This is a genomic window from Rhodococcus sp. 077-4 (assembly GCF_047782425.1).
Taxonomy (GTDB): Bacteria; Actinomycetota; Actinomycetes; order Mycobacteriales; family Mycobacteriaceae; genus Rhodococcoides.
The window spans coordinates 124,027-143,645 of the sequence record NZ_JAJPWC010000007.1; the positions used below are offsets into that span (position 1 = coordinate 124,027).

Consider the following 19,619-nt stretch of genomic DNA (forward strand, 5'->3'; position numbering starts at 1 on the left):
GCGCACTCGTTCGACGACCGTGCACTCTTGTCGGCCGCAGCCGATTTCGTAAATCCCTGCGTGACCCGAATCGGCACCGTTGCTGAAGCTGCGCATATTTACATACATTTACTGTCCGTAATACGATCGTCTCTGTGAACTCGCCGATCGAAAACTCTGCCTCGTCCGACCGAACAAGTACAGGATCTGTGACCGGTCCGGACCGGTCAGCGGGATCGTCTTCCCGACGGCGACTCACCCGTACCAGGATTGCCCCTCTTGCCTCCGACCTGCGGTCCGTCTGGGCGATGTTCTCGCCGCTGCGACCCACTCACCAGCTCGACGCACCTGCGCTGCCGTGGACCGAGTCACGCAAGTAGATCTCGGTCGCCGCGGGCAGCTGACGGTGCGGCACACGCCGAACATCGCGGCGTCCGATGCCGTCCCGGTCGTTCTCCTGCACGGGATAACACTGACTGCGGACGTCAACTTCTTTGCTTTGGCGGATCTCTTCGGCCCGGAGCGGCCCGTGATCGTCTTCGATCTCCCGAATCACGGGTCAGGAATTCGGGTCGACCACTTCGAGTTCGAAGATGTGGCCGACGACGTGATCGCTGTCCTGGACCGGCTCGGTGTCCAACAAGCGACCCTATGCGGGTACTCCCTCGGAGGGATCGTCGCGATGGTCACCGCCGATAGGCATCCTGACAGGATTGCGGGGCTGATCGTTCAAGCCGCCGCGATGCGCTACGGCGTGGAGGTACGAGAGCGCGTGTTTCTCCGTGCGATCGCAACCGCCCACACACTGGGACTCGATCACGCGACACGGGCACTGCCGGCTCGCTATTGGCGCGCCAGCGCGAGGACGAGCAAACATGCTGCGGCGCGGCAGCTTTGGGTCGAACAGCAGTTGACTGTATCCGGCGAACCGCGCTATGCCACCGTGTGGCGGGCCGTGCAGCGTAAGGATCACCGATCTGTGCGGTCGAGCGCCCCTACGGCAGTGTTGGTACTCGCCGCCGACCGAGTGTGTCCGCCAGTTCTGCAGATCGAGGCGGCAGAGTTGCTGGGGGCGCACGTCATTCGGCTCGACGCGGACCACGACGTGCCCGTCGCCGACCCGGCCAAGTTTGCGCATGCGACCGAGGAGGCGTTGCGCTGGGTAGATTCCGAACGTCGAAACCGATCTCAGCTCCCCCGCTAGGACACTTCCGGCCGGGGCCAGCCGGAAGTGTCCAGAATTCCTTTGCCGGCAACCCAACGAACCGCGACCGACCGGCAGAACTCCCCCGTAGCCACCGTCACAACGGTCCGCACGGTTGTCGTCACGAAGTCCGCGCGAACTCCCGACGTGATGTAAAGCTTCGTTCCGTTGACGACGTGAATGTCACCGTCCAGCCCGGCCGTGGTCTCGAGGGTGGCCACGTCGGAGCCGCTCGGCGTTTTCGGGGGTCGATGCGCCGAGCACACCCAATGCGGCTGTAGTGCGCTGCAACCCGCGGGGGATTTCGCCGTTCTTCTCTCACCGGGGAGGTTGAGCACGACGTGGGTGACGGTGAATTTTCTTGTCAGACCACGCAGTGCCGAACGTTCGTCGGTCTCCCGCGGTTCTCTGCCGATGGTTTTATCATCGACCACTCCAGATCGGGTCGCGCTTTTGAAGAAACGCGGTGATCCCCTCCATGGTGTCGGATGATGTACTCAGCCGCGCGAGGGCCTCCTCGGTAAGGGTCCACCCCTGCGTTTCCGTCGGAATGCGGCCGTCGACGATTCCTCGGGCAATCGTCTTGGAGGCCTGCACCGCCAAAGGTGCTCCAGCCGAGATGTTCTCGGCAAGCTCCAGTGCAGTGGTCAGCACATCGGCGCGCGGAACTACCCTGTTGACCAGACCCCACCGCAGTGCGTCTTCGGCGCTCAGTCCCGCGCCCGTGAGCAACAGCTCCAATGCAACGGCCCGCGGTATTGCGGTGACCAACCTGAACACACCGCCTGCACCGGCGATCAAACCGCGCTTGACTTCGGGAAGGCCGAACGTCGAAGTATCCGCTGCCACAACAAGATCACCGGCCAACGCGAGCTCGGTACCCCCGCCAAGTGCGTTGCCGTTCACCGCAGAGATGATCGGCTTGCTGATGTGGTGTTTGACCACCCCCGCAAAACCCCAGTGTGCGGTCTCCGGAGGGGTCACTCCGTCCGGGCCGGAGCTACCGAGGGCCTTGAGATCGGCACCGGCGCAGAACGCCGACTCCCCCGCACCGGTCAGGACAACCGCCCGGATGTCTCCCTCCGCCTCTGCCCTCTCCCATGCCTCGCCGAGGCCTCGGTGGACGTCACTGTTGACGCTGTTTGCCGCCCGGGGTCGGTTGATGGTGACCACCAACGTGTGACCGCGGACCTCTGTCAGTACTACGTCGTTCATGTCGGTTCCTCGTCTTCGAACGTGACCGCGACACATCCGTCGCGGTCGGTGATAGTGACGTGCGCGCCGACCAGGGAACGGGTGCCCTCGCGCGTGTGGCGAATCATTGCCTCCGCGTCGGCAGCATCGGTATGACCGGCTACGCGTGAACCCGCAGGGGTCGTGGCGATAACGATTCCGGTCGACGGCTCACCTGCTCGATCGAATTCCACAGTTGCAGAGATGATCTCCGCATTGCCGCTGTATCCGTGCAGGACCTCGGCAGCGGACGGAGGGATCGACTGCGCGACGGGATCGCCGACATATCCATCGGGGTGCGGGTGACGGGACAGGACCACCGAATGCTGTGAGGTCATATAGCCGCCGTTCGCATGCACCAGCGCCGGCCTGTCGTCCTTCGTGTGTCGCAAGATCCGAGCTGTCTGTGCAACCGCGTGGAGCGTGTAGCTGTTCAGCGGACCGCCGAAGAAGGAATGGCCGCCGAGGACGGTGGGAACGGTGGTCTGCGATAGACCGAGTGTTGCGGTCAATACTTTCGGAACGATCGGGAAAGGGCTGTACGCATCGATGAGCCCCAGGTCGCCTCCGGTCAGTTTCGTACGATCGAGGGTGCGGTGCACCGCCGACTTCATAGCAGCGGACGCTCCGAAGTCGTTGCGCGTCAGCACATCGTCCGGTTCCGATGCACCTGCTCCACCCCACAGGTACACGATGCGGTCCTCTCCCACCCCCAGCTCACGGGCAACGGCCAGGGAGCACACGAGCACTGCGGCGGCTTGATCCACGAAGGGCATCGCATTCATCATCAGCGGGTACGCATCGCTGATCGGCCGGTTCTTCGGCCCGGTCGTTGCGAGTTCGTCGGATGTCCGGAAAGTCGGCGACCAGGCGTTGGGATGCGCCACGGCAATCGAAGAGAACTCGGAGTACAAACGGGCAGAGTAGATGCGCGATTGCGCCGGGCTCTGACCGATGTCGTGGCTGAACCGATTCTCGAAAAGAGGGTAGACGCGAACCGGCGTGACGACGCCGGCCCTGATCATGTCGGGGCTCCCGAGGTCCTCGGCGGAGAAGGTGGGCGGGCCACCCGGCTCAGCGGACCACCCCCGCGCGCTCGGATCGACCCCTTGTTTCGTCAGAGCAGTGACAGACGCCTGAGTCTCTCCGCCGACGAGCAGCGCGACAGTCGTCTTTCGGTCGGCGATTTCGGAGCCGAGACGATCGAGCAGCGCCGCAGGCCAGTGGCCGCCGACGGAACTGGTCCAGGTCCGCGGCGCAGAGGCCCCGATGCGCTGCGCCAGGAGCATCGCAAGTTCTCGTAGGACCAGCTCGAGGTCCTGACGGCGTAGATTGCGTCGACTCGGGCTCCGAAGTCGTGGTTACCGGAGTCTCGCAGAGCTCCTTCCACCGCCTCCGAGATGAGCTCTACAGGCTCTTTGGGCGGTGCCGGATCTCCGAAGCGTCCGGATCGAACATCGGCGACTCCGACGATGACGGGCACTGCTGTTGCGTCGGTCACCCCCCGAACGGTAATACAGACATTCAGTGTCCGCAATAGGACGTGTAGTGCGACCCGACTCCCCGAGTCAGGTCAACGAACGCAGAACGGTGTCGACGATCAGCACCGAATGCGCTGGGCCGTAGGGCTTCACGCGTCCCGCATGCGCATGCGCATGCGAGAAGAGTGCATGAGCGAGAACGGCACCGGTCACGAGTTCGAGCAACAGCGTCGTCGACGTTCCTACCGGCAATTCCCCACGCTCGACAGCGCGTTCGACGATGTACCGGGCCGTGACCAGACGGCTCTGATTGAGCGTGTCGGTCAGATGTGACAAGAGGTCGGGATTGACCATCGCGTCGAGCGTTACCCGCAAAGACACCAAGCCCGCGAGATCTGTGTAACCGCTCTCGAGCTGAGCAGCAAGCTCGAGGAGATCACCTCGAACACTGCCGGTGTCGATCGGCGTGGACAACGGTGAGCGCGCCTCCAAAGCCTGTACCAACAGAGCCTCCTTGGTGTCCCACCGGCGATACAGTGCAGCCCTGCCGACCTTGGCTCGGCGGGCAACCGCATCGAAAGTGAAACCGCGCCAACTGGTTTCCCAGTACACCTCGAGTACGGCGTCGTAGACGCGGACTTCCATGTCCGCATCCCGAGGCCTTCCGGGTCCGCGCTGACGGTGTTCGAGCATGTGCCCATCATCGCACCCTCGCGTGTCACCGACAGTGCACTCATGCCTGGTCAGCACCGCGATCGTCCACCCAACTCGATGCACCCATCAGCTGCCCCACTATTGCGGACATTCAGTGTCTGTATTACCGTCGAGGTGATGGCGGCTAGCGACTGAAGTTCCGAGACAACCACTCAGACGCATCGACTGCCGGTGACATCGGCGGGGCGAAACTACGACCACCCGCCGATGCTCACATCGACACTGAAAGAGGTCCGCTCATGCCGACGTAATTGTCCAAGATATCCGACGCCATTCGGGCCTCGAGGGTCGTGCTCGAGGCCGGTCTCGTGCCATTTCCCCGCGTCGACCACGGACTCAAATCCTTGAATGCGGTGAACAAATACGGACCCTTTGCCGGACCTGTTTGCGCGCATGCCCAGAACGGCTACGACGCGGTCGCCATCATCGATGATCGCGGGCCCCTCACTTACGCCGATCTCGAACGCACGAGCAACGCGCTCGTCCGCTCCTGGCAGTCCGTCGGCATCACCTCCGAGACAGTCATGGGTGCCATGTGCCGTAACCATCGCGGCCTGGTGCTGACGATGTTGGCCGCAGCGAAGAACGGCACGAAGCTCGTCCTCATGAACACGGGCTTCGCTGCCCCGCAACTCGTCGACGTCGCCGCACGCGAAAACGTCGCGGCATTCGTCTACGACGACGAGTTCGCCGAGATCGCAACTTCCTTGCCCTCCGACACCATCATGTACCGCTCGTGGAGTGAAGCCGACACGGAAGCGCCCACCGCATCGGTCACCCTCGACGAAGCGGTGATCGGCCATGCAACGTCGACCGTCGCCGCGCCCGCGAAGAACGGCAGCTTCGTCCTGCTCACCAGCGGCACCACAGGAACCCCCAAAGGCGCACCTCGCGGACACATGTCTCCACTGGCCTCGGCGCAGTTCCTCGACCGAGTACCGTTGCGCCGCAACCAGATCATGATGATGGCGGCACCGGCCTTTCACGGAACCGGCGTGTCTCAATTCGCTCTTGCATTGGCGCTCGGACAAACGGTCGTCATGCACAGGAAGTTCGATCCGGAGAAAACAATCGAAGCAGTGGCTCGATTTCGTTGCGACAGTATCGTTCTCGTACCGACAATGCTGAACCGCATCGTGGGCCTGGGGCCGGATGTGTTGTCGAAATACGACGCCTCGAACCTGAGTATCATATTTTCGGGGGGTTCGTCGTTGTCACCCGACCTGTGCAAACGAGTCACCGCCACCTTCGGCAATGTCCTCTACAACCTGTACGGATCCACCGAAGTTGCAGTCGCCACGGTGGCGACGCCCGAAGACTTGACTATTGCCCCGGGGACTGCCGGTCGGCCACCGGTCACCTGCCACGTCGAGATATTCGACGACACCGACAAACGAATCACATCCCCCGACACCATCGGAAGAATCTTCGCGGCAAACGGTTTGAGCTTCGAGGGGTACACCGACGGTCGGGACAAAGAACGCATCGGTCGACTCGTATCCACAGGAGACGTCGGCCATTTCGACGCGAACGGACTGCTGTTCGTCGATGGACGGGACGACGACATGATCGTCTCCGGCGGCGAGAACGTCTATCCGCTCGAAGTGGAGAATCTGCTGGCCGACATGGACGATGTGGCCGACGTGGCGGTGATGGAAGTGGAAGATTCCGAGTTCGGCCACCGTCTACGCGCCTTCGTCGTCCTCGCCCCCGGCGCGGTACAGAATCCAGATGCGCTCCGCGGACACGTTCGTTCGAACCTGGCGCGATACAAAGTCCCCCGAGACGTCATCTTCATCGATCAGCTCCCGCGTAACGCCACGGGAAAATTACTGCGTCGCAAACTTACCGAGATCTAAACGAGAATGCGCCAGGCCACCCGAGTTCTCTGCTGGGTACCTGCAGCATGCTGATCGATGGTTAGCGTTGCACTACAACAGAATTCGACATTTCAACGCTTGACTGCGCCACGTGATGGCCAGTGCCTACGCATGCAGATTGCAGAAGTTGCGATGAAACCCAAGCCGCCGGCGGCGACTTCGAAGCGACGGTCGACGCGGACGTGTTTGCCGCCGCGCGCTCCCCTTTCGGCATCACCGGGCCGCGGCAGTATCGCTGTCGCCGAGGTGGATATCGTCGATGAACGCGAGAACGCCCGTATCGAGGCCGGGAATCCGCGAGTCCGCGAAGTCTTCGATAATCGTTCCACCGACCACGCCGTCGTCGCGTCGAAATCGCACCTTCTCATCATCGGTGGGCCCGGATTTTGTGTCACGTCGAGTGTCGTCATGACGGTGTTCGAAACAGATCACTCCCCCACGGCGAGGTGCGTACAGAAACTGCGAGAAAATCCGTTGCCTACGAAACAGATCTGCTGCGTGACGCAGTGGTGGTCCCTCCAGCGATCTCGACGAATCAGGTGCCCCCAAGTCAAGGTTCGAGGCATTACCGTCACCGCTAGCTGAAGGATCCGCCGCGGACCTGCACTTTGTCAGGAAGCGCGGAGGATCGACCCCGCAGGTAGAACCCGCGCCTGGCTCAGGGCGCTCTTCCGACGGATTGTCACGAGTTCGACCGCCGGCCGACATGTGGGAGAAATATCTCGTGGACACAATTGCCTTGTCAGTGCAATTGCACTGGTATAGCGTGCTCGTAACCCTCGAACGGAACATCGAGTCGTATCCATAAGAAGGAGTAGCGATGGCGACAACAGCCGCACATCCAACCCGGCGGACTGCTTCTCCGCTCATCAGCGGGTCGTTCGGAAATTTTGTGGAGTGGTACGACTGGGGCATCTTCGCCGTACTCGCAACTGTCTTTTCGGTGCAGATTTTCGACGCAGGCTCGGACGTCGGGTCTCTCCTGAAGACGATGACGACCTTTGCGGTCGGGTTCGCCGCGCGACCACTCGGCGCTATTTTCCTCTCGCCTCTCGGAGACCGCATCGGTCGGAAGAGGTTGTTGTCCCTGGCCATCATGATGATGGCGGGCGGGAGCCTCGTGCTGGGCCTGACTCCGAATTTCGAGGCAATCGGCATTTTCTCGCCGATCATTTTCATCGCTGCGCGGATTCTGCAGGGATTGTCCGCTGGTGCGGAGTTCCAAGCGGGGTCGAGCTACATCGTGGAGCACGCACCCGAGACTCGCCGGGGTCTCTACGGCTCCGTCACTCTCATGAGCAGCATCGCGGGCACGCTGGCCGCAACTGCAACCGGTGCGGTCGTCACGTCCGTCTTCGACGCCGAGACGCTCGCACAGTGGGGCTGGCGCGTCCCCTTCATCATCGGTGCCGCACTCGGTCTCGTCGGGCTCTATCTGCGCACACGCGCTCCTGAAACCGAAGCTTTCGAAAAGATGACGGGCGCTAACGCGTTGGTGAAGTCCCCTCTCTCCGAGGTCTTCAAGTACCACAAGCTCACAATGCTGCGCATCTTCGCGATTTCGATCTACACAGGCTCGTACTACCTCTGGACCGTCTTTCTGCCGACCTATGCGCACCTTGCGAGCGGCCTTCCGCTTCAAGACACTCTGCTCGGCGGAATCATCTCGCTGATCGTCATGTTCATCGCGCTTCCATTTCTCGGGCGGCTATCCGATCGCGTCGGGCGCAAGCCGTTGCTCCTCGCTCACTTCATCCTCATGGGTCTGTTCGCCTATCCGATGCTGAGACTCCTCGAAATCCCAAGCTTCGGAGTCTTTCTCGCCGTGGACATCATCGGCTGCCTGATCGTCGGGCTTGTCTCGGCGACGCAGTCGGCGACGTACTGTGAACTCACGCCTGCGAACATCCGCACCACTGCTATGGGCATCCCGTACAACCTGTCGTCTGCGCTCGTCGGCGGAACGATGCCGTTGATTGCGACGGCACTGGTGACCTCCGGCAACGGACAGGGTGTCGCCTTCATCATCATCGGCATCGCGGTCTTCTCCGCGATTGTGATTTTCTTGATGCCCGAGGTGCTTGGCCGCAGACTCGACACCATTGCACAGCGACCGACAGCGGAGGAAGTTCGCCTATGACAAGCATCGAAATCGTTCGGGCCACCGTGCTCGATCCGATCGTCGGCGAGCTCGCACCGGACCGGACTGTCCTCATCGACGGTGATCGCATCGTCGCCGTGCTCGGCCCCGACGATGCGCCTCCCGCCGGATTCACCGCGACGAACCAGATCGATGCGGCGGGCCGGGTTGTCTCACCCGGCTTCATCGACGCTCATGTGCATCTCCTCGGCTACGAGTCCGACCTGGGCGTGCCGGGCAAGGAGTCACCTCTGTACGTCGCTGCACGCGCGGCCGATCTCATGACCGCGATGCTCCGACGAGGGTTCACCACTGTGCGCGACGTGGGTGGGGCGGATCATGGCCTGGTCAGAGCGGTCGAGGAGGGCTACCTTCTCGGCCCACGCATCTTCCACGGAGGACCAGCCCTGTCCCAGACCGGTGGCCACGGCGACTTCCGGAGCGGGGGCGAGGTCTGCGCCCATCAAATGAGCACGGTCCTCCCGACAATCGGTCTCGTCTGCGATGGGGTGCCCGCTGTTCGGCAAGCCGTGCGTAACGAGATCCGCCGCGGAGCCCGACACATCAAACTGATGCTCGGTGGGGGAATCGCGTCGCCGACGGACCGCATCGACTCATCACAATTCTCCGACGAGGAGATCCGCGCGGCGGTCGAGGAGGCTGACAACGCCAACATCTACGTCACTGGCCACGCCTACACGCCGCGGTCGATCGCTCGCGCCCTGGCGCTGGGTGTGCGATGCATCGAGCACGGGACCCTGATGGACGACGAGACAGCGCGTATCTTCGTGAAGCACAACGCATTCCTCGTTCCGACCTTGGCGATCGGAGCTCTCCTCGCGTCCGAGGAGAGTACACAGTTCGGTGTCCCGGAGGAGTCCCGGCGTAAGGCCTCACAGATCCGTGCTGCCGGCACCGAGATGTTGCGAATAGCCCGTGCCCACGGTGTGCAGACGGTCTTCGGTACGGATTTCATCGGCCCGATGCACCAGTTCCAGTCTCGCGAATTCGCCATTCGCGCCGAAGTTCTTTCTGCGCTGGAAATTCTGCAGTCCGCGACGGTGACGGCGGCGAAGCTGCTCGGGCAGGAAGAGCAACTCGGGCGGGTGGCGAACGGCTACCTGGCAGACGTTCTCATACTGAACGTCGACCCTCTCTCCGACATTTCAGCACTCGCCGAGCCGGAGCGGGCAATCGGCACCGTGATCTCGCGCGGTTGCGTTGTACAACGATGAGCATGCTGCAATCGGTGCTGATCCTCTCGGCGGCACCGACGCGCTTCGGCGACCTCGTCGAGGAGTACAGACGTGTCGCCATCATCGAGGCGGCGATCCCATTCGGGCTGCTGCGCGGAGAAGCGGTGCACGAGGTAGTCAGTCACCGCCTGATCGTCACCTCGCTGTGGCGCGACGCGGCCTCGTACGAATCCTGGTTGACATCGGACGAACGAACCCGCGTGACAGCGGGACTCGGGCCTTTGACTGTCGACGATCAGGATCCAGTCATCGTCAAGATCCCGCGCCGTGCCGGCACAGACCCGTCGGCAACACTGCCACTGGACGGCATCGCCACGGGCCCGACGATCAGGGTGCTGCTCGTGGTTGCGTGAAGCTCTCCGTTCCCGAGGGCGGTACGCTTGCATCCAGTGTCAAATGCAAGCCGAGGAAATGAAGTCGACACCATGACAACACCTCCCGAGGTAGTCGAGCCGCTGCCACGAGCGAGAAACGTGCGGAGGGCCGTCAGCGAACGTCTTCGTTCAGCACTGATCAGCGGGCGGATGGTACCCGGGAAGTTGTACTCAGCACCTCAGCTGGCCGAGATGTTGGGAGTCTCCGCGACCCCTGTCCGCGAGGCGATGCTGGATCTCGTTCGCGAGCAGATGGTCGAGGTCGTCCCCAACAAGGGATTCCGAGTGCGTGACCTCGACGACCGGGAACTCGACGAATTGGTGGAAATCAGGCTGCTTCTCGAGGCTCCCATCATGGCCGAGATCGCGGCAACCTGTTCAGGCGACATTGCCGCGAGTGTTCGCGCCCTCGAACCTGTTTCGATCGAATTGGAAGACGCCGCACGATCGGGCGATCTGGTCAGGTTCATCACGCTGGACACCGAGTTCCATTCTTCGTTTCTCGCTCTGCACGGGAACCGAACGCTCGTGAACGTCATCCGCGAGTTCCGCGGCCGTAGTCGACTCTACGGTCTGCAGAAGCTCGCCGATGCGGGGCTTCTGGAGCAGACTGCCGTCGAACATCGAGACATGGTGCGCCTTGCTCTGGCCCGAGATTCGAACGGTATGGCCGAGCTGGTGCGTCACCACATCGCCCACATCCGCGGAGAGTGGGCCGCCGGCTGAGCAGCACTGCCCCGCCGGCACGCCTGAGCGAGCGCCGCTCTCAGCGCAGACTGAAACCCGAGGCCAGCGGGTCCCCATCCGCGAGTGAGAAGGAGCAGGTGCCGACCGAATAGGCCTGCCCGGTCACTTCGGGAATTACATCGTCACCCTGTCGATCCGCGACACGTGCGTGGAATCGCGTCCCGATGATCGAATCGTGGGTCAGCCACTCGCCGTCGGCAAGTTCACCCGTCGAAGCGAGGAGCGCGACGCGGGAGGCGGTGCCCGAGCCGCACGGGCTGCGATCGACCTCGCCGTCTGCGAAGACCGTGACGTTACGCTGCCAGGGCCCCGATTCGGTCCGACCGAGGTCGTCGAAAAGGATCGTGCCGTAGACCCCCGACAACCGATCGTCAGCGAGCTGGGCGGCAGGGTGCGCGTTCAATGCCCATTTGATCTCGCGCCCTATCTCGATGAGCTTGGTGGTGTCTTCCGGTACGACAGTGAGCCCGATCGACGAGGCGGGAAGCGTCGCATAGACAGCGCCGCCGAAGATGAGATCGACTCGCACTGTTCCACGTGAGGTCTCCAGTTCGATGTCCCGCTCTAGCACCCGCGAGGGAACGTTGCGGAAGATCACGCCAGTGGTCTGCCCGGCTTCACGCTGCACCCGGGCCTGAACCCTTCCACTCGGCACATCGATGGTGACAAGCACCTCGCCATCGTCCGTGGCAGAGACCTTGCCCGTGTCGACCGCCCACGCTCCGAGCGCCATGGTGCCGTGACCGCATGCGGTGGAGAACCCGTCCTTGTGCCAGAACAGGACGCCGAAGTCTGCGCCGTCGTCGTCGGGAGGTGTGACGAAGCCGCCGTACATGTCGTCATGGCCGCGCGGTTCCAGGCAGAGATACTGCCGCATACGATCGGGGTCTCCGCCGATCGCATTGACGCGCCGTTCTGCGACCGTGGCACCCACGGTCTGCACCGATGAGACGATCCGGAATGGTTCGCCCGCAGTGTGCCAGTCCTCTGTGGTTATCTTTGTTCTCATCGCGCGTTCTCCTTCATCCCTATGCTCATTGCTTCGATTGCCGCAGCCGCTATGACGAGGTCCTGCCACCCCATACCGCAGGTCTTGATGACCCGCGGACGGTCAGTGGTGGGCCGAACCATCCCGCTGGCCACATCGTGGAAGGTGATGAGCTCGTCTGCGCTGAGCAGACCCTCATCGATAGCCCGAACAACATCTCCCGCCTCGGTCGTCGCAACCGTTCGGGTCTCCACGATCACATGGCTCTTCGCGAGCAGGCCAGCGGGTAGCTCGCGCTTCTCGGGCTCGTGGGATCCGACCGCGGCGACCGTCGTCCGCGAGTCGAGCTCGCGGTCGAACAGGGCTTCGGACGAGGTCGTAGCGCAGACGACGATGTCCGCGTCCAGAGCGTCCTCGGCGTTACTCGGACGAACCGTGAGTTCTGGACACGACCAGAGTGCTGCAGCATGCCGAGAGCTCTGGGGAGTGCGCCCTACCACGCGAACGGCATCGATCGGCCGGATCCGCCGTATCGCGTCGACGTGATGGCGTGCTTGCGGGCCCGTGCCGAATACAGTCAACGTGCTGGCGTTCGCGGGGGTCACCAGATCGACAAGTGCCGCGGTCACGGCCGGCGTTCGAAGCGAAGTCAGCGCCGCTCCGTCGATGATGGAAAGCGGCTCGAGCGTGTCGCCGTCGAACAGCACGAAGAGGCCCTGAATGCGCTCCAACCCCCGAGACGGGTTTCCGGGAGCGACAGTGAGGACTTTGCAGCCCGCGTAGCCTGACGCCTCAGAGGGCATCAGAAGAAACTGTCCGCGCTCCGTGTCGACAGCAGAACGTTGAAATGCATCCTCGACGAGCAACCCGGCGGCCTTCTGGATCGAGGTGATTGCCGTCCTCATTGGAACAGCCGCACGCAGAGTCTCCGCATCGATAAGGGTGAGGTCTGCTATTTCAGTCACAGTGCAATTGTACTGTATCGACGACTGGTCCGTCGCTGAAGCCGGCCTCAGCAACCCATGAGCAGACGTGCCCGGCGGTACGACTCTCCCGAGGGAGAACGACGCAACGCCCGTGCCGAGGCAATCGGTCGCAGATACCGGGCAACATCGTTCGGAACGTTGCTGCGATGGTCGACCGGTTGCCGTTCGAGGCTCGTGAGATGGACACACCGTCCAGGACCGAGGCGGCGAAACTGCTCGCCCATGTTGGCCGCGAACCCCTGCCCCAGGCATGGCAATTGGCGATGCACGAATTGAGAAGGGGCGAGATCGCTGGCAAGCAAGACCCCGACCGTACACTTACCTCGGTAACCAGTCGGGCCCCTTGGTGGTGTCGCAACCTGTCAACCCTCGATCGCACCGAGTTGCCGAAGCAGACCGAGAGAATCTGCGTTGAACCAATACTCGGCGACTTTGCCATCCTGTGTCCTGAGGGTGTCGGTTCCATCGAAGGCTATCGTTCGGCCTACCGGCGCTTGTGCGCCCGGGAATCCGCCGCTGTAGGTACCCGACGCGTGCCAGCGGAGAACGAGATGGTCAACGTCGACTATTGGACCCACTTCGATATTGAATACCAAATCTGGTAGCACTGCTCGAATTTGCCGGATAAGCGCAACCATTCCATCTATTCCCTTGTTCGCACTACCGTCACCACCGTCGATAAGCGCTGCGTGGACCGTGTTGTTCGGAGAGATTATTTGCGGAGCCAGCGCATAGTTGCCGTTCCACAGAGCCACCCAATCTGCGGCGAGACCCTCCTGCGCGGCGAGTGTGTGCTGCGATGATAAATCCTGCGGTCGATCCGCTTCGGACGTAGTGCAGGCGATAGATCCTGAAAGGATCGCGCCGACAATCGCAGAGCCAGCAATGACTTTCGCGAAACGATTCCTCATAATGGTGGGCCTTTCATTCTTGTGCAGCTTGGCTGATGATTGTGGCTGTTCGAGAGAGTGCGGCGCGGCGGGTCGGCCGTGTGCGCGACTGGATCTCCAGCATTCGTAATCGCTGCTTGATGAAGCAATTATTCGATGAGTACTGCGGTATGTTTCTCGGCACCCCGGAAACAGCAACAGGCATTGGACCGGGTGCGTCGAAGAAGAGAACGGCGTTCGACGTCAATGCCGGCCAGGCGTGTTGTCGGGATTCAATGGTTTGCGTGGAGCTATTTCTTCAGCGTCCAGATCCGCATGATCAAGCCTGCTGATGCGGCCACGACCAACACGACCAGCGGCGTGTCGATGTCCTTCGACAGGCTGCCTGCGGGGTTTTCGCGTAGAGCCCATACGACCAACGGCGCGATGTACGCCGCAGTAAGAACACCTGCCAGAAGGCGCAGGCTCCCGAGCCATTTGTTGCGCAGTGTTCCTACGAGGACTACGCCGACCGGAATCAGGGCAAGCATTGCGAACTGTCCGAGAACCATGGTGGGGACTGCCCACGCCGAAACTGTGATGTATCGAGGGATTTCACTGCGAGAGAGCCGAACTGCCTGCGCGCGTGCGCCTTCGGGTGAGGTCCGGACCGGCTGAATCGCTGGCTTCATGTGCGCTCCTGAGTGGGCTGGGTTCATCGATATGTGAGAACCTATCAAGAAAGTGCCAGGGTGTCACGATAAGACTGATTATCACAGCACAAGTAGCTGCTACAGTGTGAATATGAATCGTTCTGTTTCCGGTACCAGTTCGGCCGCCCCCACCACGCGACGAGAGCGGTACCGCGAGCAGACGATCAACGAGATCAAGACCCTCGCGCTGGCTCAGGTCGTCGAAGGCGGCGAGGCGGCCGTCTCGCTCAACGCAGTCGCCAAACAGATGGCAATGTCTCCTGGCGCGCTCTACCGATACTTCGACAATCGCGAAAGTCTGGTTTCCGCGCTGGTTGTCGAAGCTTTCAACGCTCTGGCGGACCACCTGGAGGGTGTCGCCGCCACGAGGTCGACCGCCGCAAACAGGCTCCGCGGTCTAGGGCGCGCGTATCGCGCTTGGGCGCTTGCGAATCCGAATCTCTACCGACTCATATTCGAAACCGTCAGTATTGCGGGGCCTGCATTGGCGTCGGATGGGATAGTCGCTGCCTCCCAGCGCAGTATGAATTTGTTCCTACAGGTCCTCGCCGACGCGGCAGTTCGGGCCAATCTCGACTTGTCGGTGGAGTTCACAGAGCAAGCCGAGGCATGGGGTCTGCGCGCGGACCGCTCCGAACTGTCGGCCTCTACTCTGACTATGGCTCTGCTGCTCTGGACTCGTCTCCATGGGCTCGTCAGCCTCGAGATGGGGCAACATTTGCAGGCCACCGGAGTGACACCGGGGCTATTGTTCGACCTCGAACTCGATCTTCTGGTCCAGATGACGGGCTCGTCCGAGTGATTCGCTGACGGCGACAGGGCTGCCTCGCCTTCATTGTCCCAGAAGCAGGCCAACTCGGATCGGGGTTGCGGTTGTAGTCGCCGAAGAAACAACGGACATGGCGTAATTACTGGTCAGGGTTGATAGGCGTTTTCGGGCTGCAGTGTGAGCTGTTTGGTACCTGGCTGTCGATCGAAGGTGGCGACGGCGTAGGCCCGCTCCCTGTTTCGGTGCGGGTGTCGGCGGCATCGACGAGGTAGGCGGCGACGGCGGGCGGGATCTCCGGCTCGACGGCCATTGCCCGTGCTCGAAATGACTGCGGAAGGGGTTACCGCAAGTGTTCGGCCGGCCTGGGAGTCCATACGAGCAGGGTAGAGCAGCTCACCCTCAGGGTTGCAGAGCAAACCTGTGCTGATCTGGCGTTTTGGCGTAGATGGTGCGGAAAATGCAATTTACAGAGTCAACATCGGTCATTGCTGGGGCGAATGAATCACGCGGTATTAGGGTCCGGATCGCTCGGTATAACCGCGCCTGGCCGACCGTTGCCAGGGCTCGAACGGTGCGCACAAGAGTTGATCCGGGATTCGAAGTTCGCGCGGTCAAAGCGTCCGAAACCTCGGCTCAGTCAGGGCGGTCGAGGCGGACGTCTGCGGACACCGAAAATCAACTAAGGAACGAGTAGTGACACTGAGCGGCACGGAACTCTATTTTGGGCCAAGAAAGGCGGTCTCGGACCTCTCCGAAACCGCCTCTGGCCTGCATCTATCTATGTCGGGCTGACAGGATTTGAACCTGCGACCACTTGACCCCCAGTCAAGTGCGCTACCAAGCTGCGCCACAGCCCGCCGCGCCTCGAAAGGCGCTTGCTGAGATTACCCCAGCCCCACCCCCGAGAGGAAATCGCCTGCTCAGGGGCGGGGCCAAGCTACATCAGCGGTTGTTGCCCTTGCCCGGCCGTTCCCGCTTCTCGCGGATACGCACCGAGACGCGCACGGGGCTGCCGTCGAAGTTGAACTCCTCACGCAGACGCCGCTCGATGAATCGGCGGTAGCCGGCTTCGAGGAAGCCCGTGGTGAACAGCACGAACGTCGGCGGCCGTGTGCTGGCCTGCGTCGCGAACATGATCCGCGGCAGGCGTCCACCACGCATCGGCGGCGGAGTGGCCGCAACGACCTCTTTGAGCCACGTGTTGAGGCGTCCGGTGGGCACACGCTTGTCCCACGACTCCAGAGCGGTCTCGAGCGCAGGGACGAGCTTTTGAACCGCACGACCCGTCTGCGCCGAGATGTTCACTCGCTGCGCCCACGGCACCCGAGCGAGATCGCGATCGATCTCCTTCTCGAGCTGCTGACGACGATCGTCGTCCACCAGATCCCACTTGTTGAACGCCAACACCAGCGCGCGGCCGGCATCGGCGACCATGCTGAGCACTCGCATGTCCTGCTCCGAGATCACCTCGGAAGCATCGAGAAGCAGAATCGCGACCTCGGCGGCCTCGATCGCGGACTTCGTCCGCAGCGAGGCGTAGAACTCGGCGCCACTGGCATGGCTGACGCGCTTGCGCAGTCCGGCGGTGTCGACGAATCGCCATGTCTTGCCGCCCAATTCGACCAAGGAGTCGACCGGGTCGACGGTGGTTCCGGCGACATCGTGCACCACCGAGCGTTCGTCACCCGAGAGCTTGTTGATCAGCGACGACTTGCCCACGTTCGGCTTACCGACCAGAGCGACACGCCTGGGTCCCCCACCGGGGATGCCCTCACGCGGAGTCTCGGGCAAGGCCTCGAGCACCCGGTCCAGCAGATCACCGGTACCGCGGCCGTGGGTGGCCGAGACCGACAGCGGCTCCCCCAGACCCAGCGACCACAGTGCGGCGACCTCGGACTCGGTGCGGCCGTCGTCGACCTTGTTGGCCACCAACAGAACCGGTGTCTTCGACCGGCGCAGCACTCGTGCGACTGCCTCGTCCGTCGTCGTCGAGCCGACTCGTGCGTCGACGACCAACAGGATCGCGTCGGCGGTGTGCATGGCCAATTCGGCTTGGCGCGCAACGGATGCCTGCAGACCCTTGGCGTCGGGTTCCCAACCGCCGGTGTCCTGCACCAGGAAGCGTCGACCACTCCAGTTCGCCTCGTACGACACCCGGTCGCGGGTGACGCCGGGGACGTCCTCGACCACTGCTTCGCGTCGCCCGATGATGCGGTTGACGAGCGTCGACTTGCCGACGTTCGGTCGTCCCACCACGGCGAGAGTCGGTACGGCTACGGCATCTTCGCCGTCTTCGCCCTCGTTGAGGTCGACGTACTCCCACTCGCCCTCGTCGCTCCACGTTCCGTCGCCCGCGGTTTCCGCTGCGCCGGAGAAGAATTCTTCACTCACTGCACTGCTCCACTTCTGTCGTTCACCACGAGCAGCAAACGCTCGATCACGCCGTCGAGATCCAGCTCGCTGGTATCGACGATCACCGAATCCTCGGCGGGACGAAGCGGTGACACTGCTCTCGTCGAATCTGCATGATCACGGCGTTGCACATCCGCGAGCACCGATTCGTAGTCGTCTACACGACCCTGTTCTACGTTCTGCTTGTTGCGACGCTCCGCACGCGCTTCCGGTGAGGCGGTCAAAAACACCTTCACGTCGGCGTCGGGAAGAACGACGGTGCCGATGTCGCGACCCTCCACCACGATTCGCGTCGACGAGCTCGCCAGGTCGCGCTGCATCTGCACCAACAACTCGCGTACCGCAGGCACTGCAGACACGGCCGAGACGGCCTTGGTGACTGCGTCGCCGCGGATTTCGCCGCTGACGTCCTCACCGTCGAGCAAGACGGTCTCGGACAACGGGTCCTTACCGATCTCGAGGGGAAGAGCTGCAACAGCTTTCGCAACTGCGTCTGCGTCGGTGGGCTCGACGCCGGAGCGCAGCACCCACACCGTCGCGACGCGGTACATCGCACCGGTGTCGAGGTAGCTCGCTTCCAGTGCCGACGCCAGCCGACGCGATACCGACGATTTACCGGTGCCCGAAGGCCCGTCCATCGCCACGACGAGCGCACTCATCACAGGCCCACGGATTCGTAGAGCTTGCCGATTTCGCCGCGGCCGAGAACTCGCAGGGTTCCCGGACGCTGATCGCCGAGCACGATGTTGCCCACATCGGTACGCACGAGGCGTCCGACCGGGAAGCCGACCTTGTCGAACAACCGACGCACGATGTGCTTGCGGCCCTCGTGCAGGGTCACCTTGACGAGCGACTTACCTTCGGAGATGTCGAGCAGCTGGAAGCCGTCGACCTTCACCGGGCGGTCGTCGAGGGTGACGCCTTCGCGGAGCTGCTTGCCGAGTGTGCGGGGAATGGTGCCGAACAGCGTCGCGAGGTAGGTCTTCGATACCTCGAACGACGGGTGCATCAGGCGGTGAGCAAGATCACCGTCGTTGGTGAAGAGCAACAGCCCCTCGGTGTCGGCATCGAGGCGACCGACGTGGAACAGTCGCTGCCCCGCCTGCACCCGCTCGGAGACGATATCGCCGACGCACGGGCGTCCCAGATCGTCGGACATGGTGCACTGCCATCCACGCGGCTTGTTCATCGCGAGATGAACCAGCTCTTCCTTCACCACCACGCGGGTGCCGTCGACGCGGACCACGGCGATGTTCGGATCGATGCGGATGCCCTGTTCGGTGACGATGCGTCCGTCCACCTCGACGCGGCCGTCGGCGATCAGTTCCTCGGCAGCGCGACGCGATGCGACACCGGCCTGCGCGAGCACCTTCTGCAACCGAACGCCTTCACCGGCGGGCACGTGCTTGCGCGGTGAGGAATCGGTGTGCTGATGCTTCGCCGGCTTGGCGTTGCTGATCGTGGTCGCAGGAACCTGCTTCTTCTGCGGCTTTGGCGGCCTGGGACGCGACGGCTTCTTACGGGGGACGGCGTCGTTGCTGCGGTCGTTGACGCCGGTCTCCACGGGCGTGTAATCCGTCGATTCGTCCTGCTCGACGCCACGGCGAGGGGCAGGTCGGGCTGGTCGGGCACCTGTGCGAGGAGCTCCGGTGCGCGGTGCGCCTGCGCGGGGCCCTCCAGTGCGCGGTGCGCCTGTGCGAGGAGCCCCGGTACGGGGAGCGCCGTCACGGGGTGCATCGTCGCGAGTGCGATCTCCGCGGCGTGCGTCACGCGGGGTGTCCGACCTACCAGCGGTCGGCTTCCTGCGTGGGTCTTGTCTCTTGTTACGGTCCGGTGTGCCATCACGGCGAGCGGGCTTGTTCACTTGTCTTACC

Annotated in this window: 17 protein-coding genes, 1 tRNA gene and 2 pseudogenes; 7 read left to right on the plus strand and 13 right to left on the minus strand. The window is 62.7% G+C overall.

The genetic code is table 11. From position 1 onward, the window contains the following. Nucleotides 1-337: 337 nt before the first annotated feature. Nucleotides 338-1,183, plus strand: a complete 846-nt coding sequence (locus ACNEOT_RS24300) for an alpha/beta fold hydrolase (RefSeq protein ID WP_415977275.1) — start codon at nt 338-340, stop codon at nt 1,181-1,183. A 104-nt stretch (nt 1,184-1,287) separates the two neighbouring features. Here ACNEOT_RS24300 and ACNEOT_RS24305 read toward each other — a convergent pair. The 4 genes and pseudogenes from ACNEOT_RS24305 to ACNEOT_RS24320 form a co-directional block, all read right to left on the minus strand. Next, nucleotides 1,288-1,416 (minus strand): annotated as a pseudogene (locus ACNEOT_RS24305) (acyl-CoA dehydrogenase); the annotation flags it as partial. Nucleotides 1,417-1,606: 190 nt separating this feature from the next. Next, the gene (locus ACNEOT_RS24310; protein ID WP_415977277.1) at nt 1,607-2,398 is read right to left on the minus strand and encodes an enoyl-CoA hydratase-related protein; all 792 of its coding nucleotides are present in this window, start codon (nt 2,396-2,398) and stop codon (nt 1,607-1,609) included. Beyond that, nucleotides 2,395-3,917: pseudogene (locus ACNEOT_RS24315) on the minus strand (acetyl-CoA acetyltransferase). Before ACNEOT_RS24315 ends, ACNEOT_RS24310 begins: the two are co-directional and overlap by 4 nt. 67 nt (nt 3,918-3,984) lie before the next feature. After that, on the minus strand, nt 3,985-4,590 hold the full coding sequence (locus tag ACNEOT_RS24320) for a TetR/AcrR family transcriptional regulator (protein ID WP_415977278.1): 606 nt from the start codon (nt 4,588-4,590) through the stop codon (nt 3,985-3,987). Between the two features lie 272 nt (nt 4,591-4,862). On the opposite strand from ACNEOT_RS24320, the gene ACNEOT_RS24325 reads away from it, so the two are divergent. Beyond that, a complete protein-coding gene (locus tag ACNEOT_RS24325) occupies nt 4,863-6,470 on the plus strand; it encodes an acyl-CoA synthetase (protein WP_415977279.1) in 1,608 nt (535 codons plus the stop codon). Nucleotides 6,471-6,704: 234 nt separating this feature from the next. Here the strand turns inward: ACNEOT_RS24325 and ACNEOT_RS24330 are convergent, their stop codons facing one another. Next, complete coding sequence (locus tag ACNEOT_RS24330; RefSeq protein ID WP_415977280.1) at nt 6,705-6,851, minus strand: hypothetical protein; 147 nt, start codon at nt 6,849-6,851, stop codon at nt 6,705-6,707. A 460-nt stretch (nt 6,852-7,311) separates the two neighbouring features. On the opposite strand from ACNEOT_RS24330, the gene ACNEOT_RS24335 reads away from it, so the two are divergent. The 4 genes from ACNEOT_RS24335 (at nt 7,312) to ACNEOT_RS24350 (ending at nt 10,987) form a co-directional block, all read left to right on the plus strand. After that, nucleotides 7,312-8,631: an MFS transporter gene (locus ACNEOT_RS24335; protein WP_415977281.1), complete on the plus strand. Its 1,320-nt coding sequence runs from the start codon at nt 7,312-7,314 to the stop codon at nt 8,629-8,631. Further along, nucleotides 8,628-9,866 (plus strand): amidohydrolase family protein, encoded by a 1,239-nt coding sequence (locus tag ACNEOT_RS24340; protein WP_415977282.1) that lies wholly within the window; start codon nt 8,628-8,630, stop codon nt 9,864-9,866. Before ACNEOT_RS24335 ends, ACNEOT_RS24340 begins: the two co-directional genes overlap by 4 nt. Nucleotides 9,867-9,868: 2 nt before the next feature. Further along, nucleotides 9,869-10,240: a hypothetical protein gene (locus ACNEOT_RS24345; protein ID WP_415977283.1), complete on the plus strand. Its 372-nt coding sequence runs from the start codon at nt 9,869-9,871 to the stop codon at nt 10,238-10,240. Between the two features lie 72 nt (nt 10,241-10,312). Continuing rightward, complete coding sequence (locus ACNEOT_RS24350; protein WP_415977284.1) at nt 10,313-10,987, plus strand: GntR family transcriptional regulator; 675 nt, start codon at nt 10,313-10,315, stop codon at nt 10,985-10,987. Between the two features lie 40 nt (nt 10,988-11,027). Here ACNEOT_RS24350 and ACNEOT_RS24355 read toward each other — a convergent pair whose 3' ends face one another. The 4 genes from ACNEOT_RS24355 to ACNEOT_RS24370 all read right to left on the minus strand — a co-directional run bounded on the left by ACNEOT_RS24355 (nt 11,028) and on the right by ACNEOT_RS24370 (nt 14,543). After that, nucleotides 11,028-12,017 carry a proline racemase family protein gene (locus ACNEOT_RS24355; RefSeq protein WP_415977286.1) on the minus strand — a complete coding sequence of 330 codons (990 nt, stop codon included), beginning with the start codon at nt 12,015-12,017 and terminating at the stop codon, nt 11,028-11,030. Then, nucleotides 12,014-12,961 (minus strand): ornithine cyclodeaminase family protein, encoded by a 948-nt coding sequence (locus ACNEOT_RS24360; protein ID WP_415977287.1) that lies wholly within the window; start codon nt 12,959-12,961, stop codon nt 12,014-12,016. The genes ACNEOT_RS24355 and ACNEOT_RS24360 overlap by 4 nt, the downstream gene beginning before the upstream one ends. 383 nt (nt 12,962-13,344) lie before the next feature. Continuing rightward, nucleotides 13,345-13,893, minus strand: coding sequence for an ester cyclase (locus tag ACNEOT_RS24365; RefSeq protein WP_415977288.1), 549 nt, complete (start codon nt 13,891-13,893; stop codon nt 13,345-13,347). Nucleotides 13,894-14,162: 269 nt separating this feature from the next. After that, nucleotides 14,163-14,543 carry a hypothetical protein gene (locus ACNEOT_RS24370; RefSeq protein WP_415977289.1) on the minus strand — a complete coding sequence of 127 codons (381 nt, stop codon included), beginning with the start codon at nt 14,541-14,543 and terminating at the stop codon, nt 14,163-14,165. A gap of 112 nt (nt 14,544-14,655) precedes the next feature. Between ACNEOT_RS24370 and ACNEOT_RS24375 the strand changes: the two genes are divergently transcribed. Continuing rightward, on the plus strand, nt 14,656-15,366 hold the full coding sequence (locus ACNEOT_RS24375) for a TetR/AcrR family transcriptional regulator (RefSeq protein WP_415977290.1): 711 nt from the start codon (nt 14,656-14,658) through the stop codon (nt 15,364-15,366). Nucleotides 15,367-16,116: 750 nt separating this feature from the next. On the opposite strand, the gene ACNEOT_RS24380 is transcribed toward ACNEOT_RS24375, so the two are convergent. From ACNEOT_RS24380 to ACNEOT_RS24395, 4 genes are all read right to left on the minus strand, one after another. Then, nucleotides 16,117-16,190 (minus strand) — tRNA-Pro (locus ACNEOT_RS24380). Between the two features lie 85 nt (nt 16,191-16,275). Beyond that, a complete protein-coding gene (gene der / locus ACNEOT_RS24385; RefSeq protein ID WP_243596100.1) occupies nt 16,276-17,724 on the minus strand; it encodes a ribosome biogenesis GTPase Der in 1,449 nt (482 codons plus the stop codon). Next, nucleotides 17,721-18,404, minus strand: coding sequence for a (d)CMP kinase (gene cmk / locus ACNEOT_RS24390; RefSeq protein WP_415977291.1), 684 nt, complete (start codon nt 18,402-18,404; stop codon nt 17,721-17,723). The genes der and cmk overlap by 4 nt, the downstream gene beginning before the upstream one ends. Continuing rightward, complete coding sequence (locus ACNEOT_RS24395) at nt 18,404-19,609, minus strand: pseudouridine synthase (RefSeq protein ID WP_415977293.1); 1,206 nt, start codon at nt 19,607-19,609, stop codon at nt 18,404-18,406. Before ACNEOT_RS24395 ends, cmk begins: the two co-directional genes overlap by 1 nt. Nucleotides 19,610-19,619 lie beyond the last annotated feature (10 nt).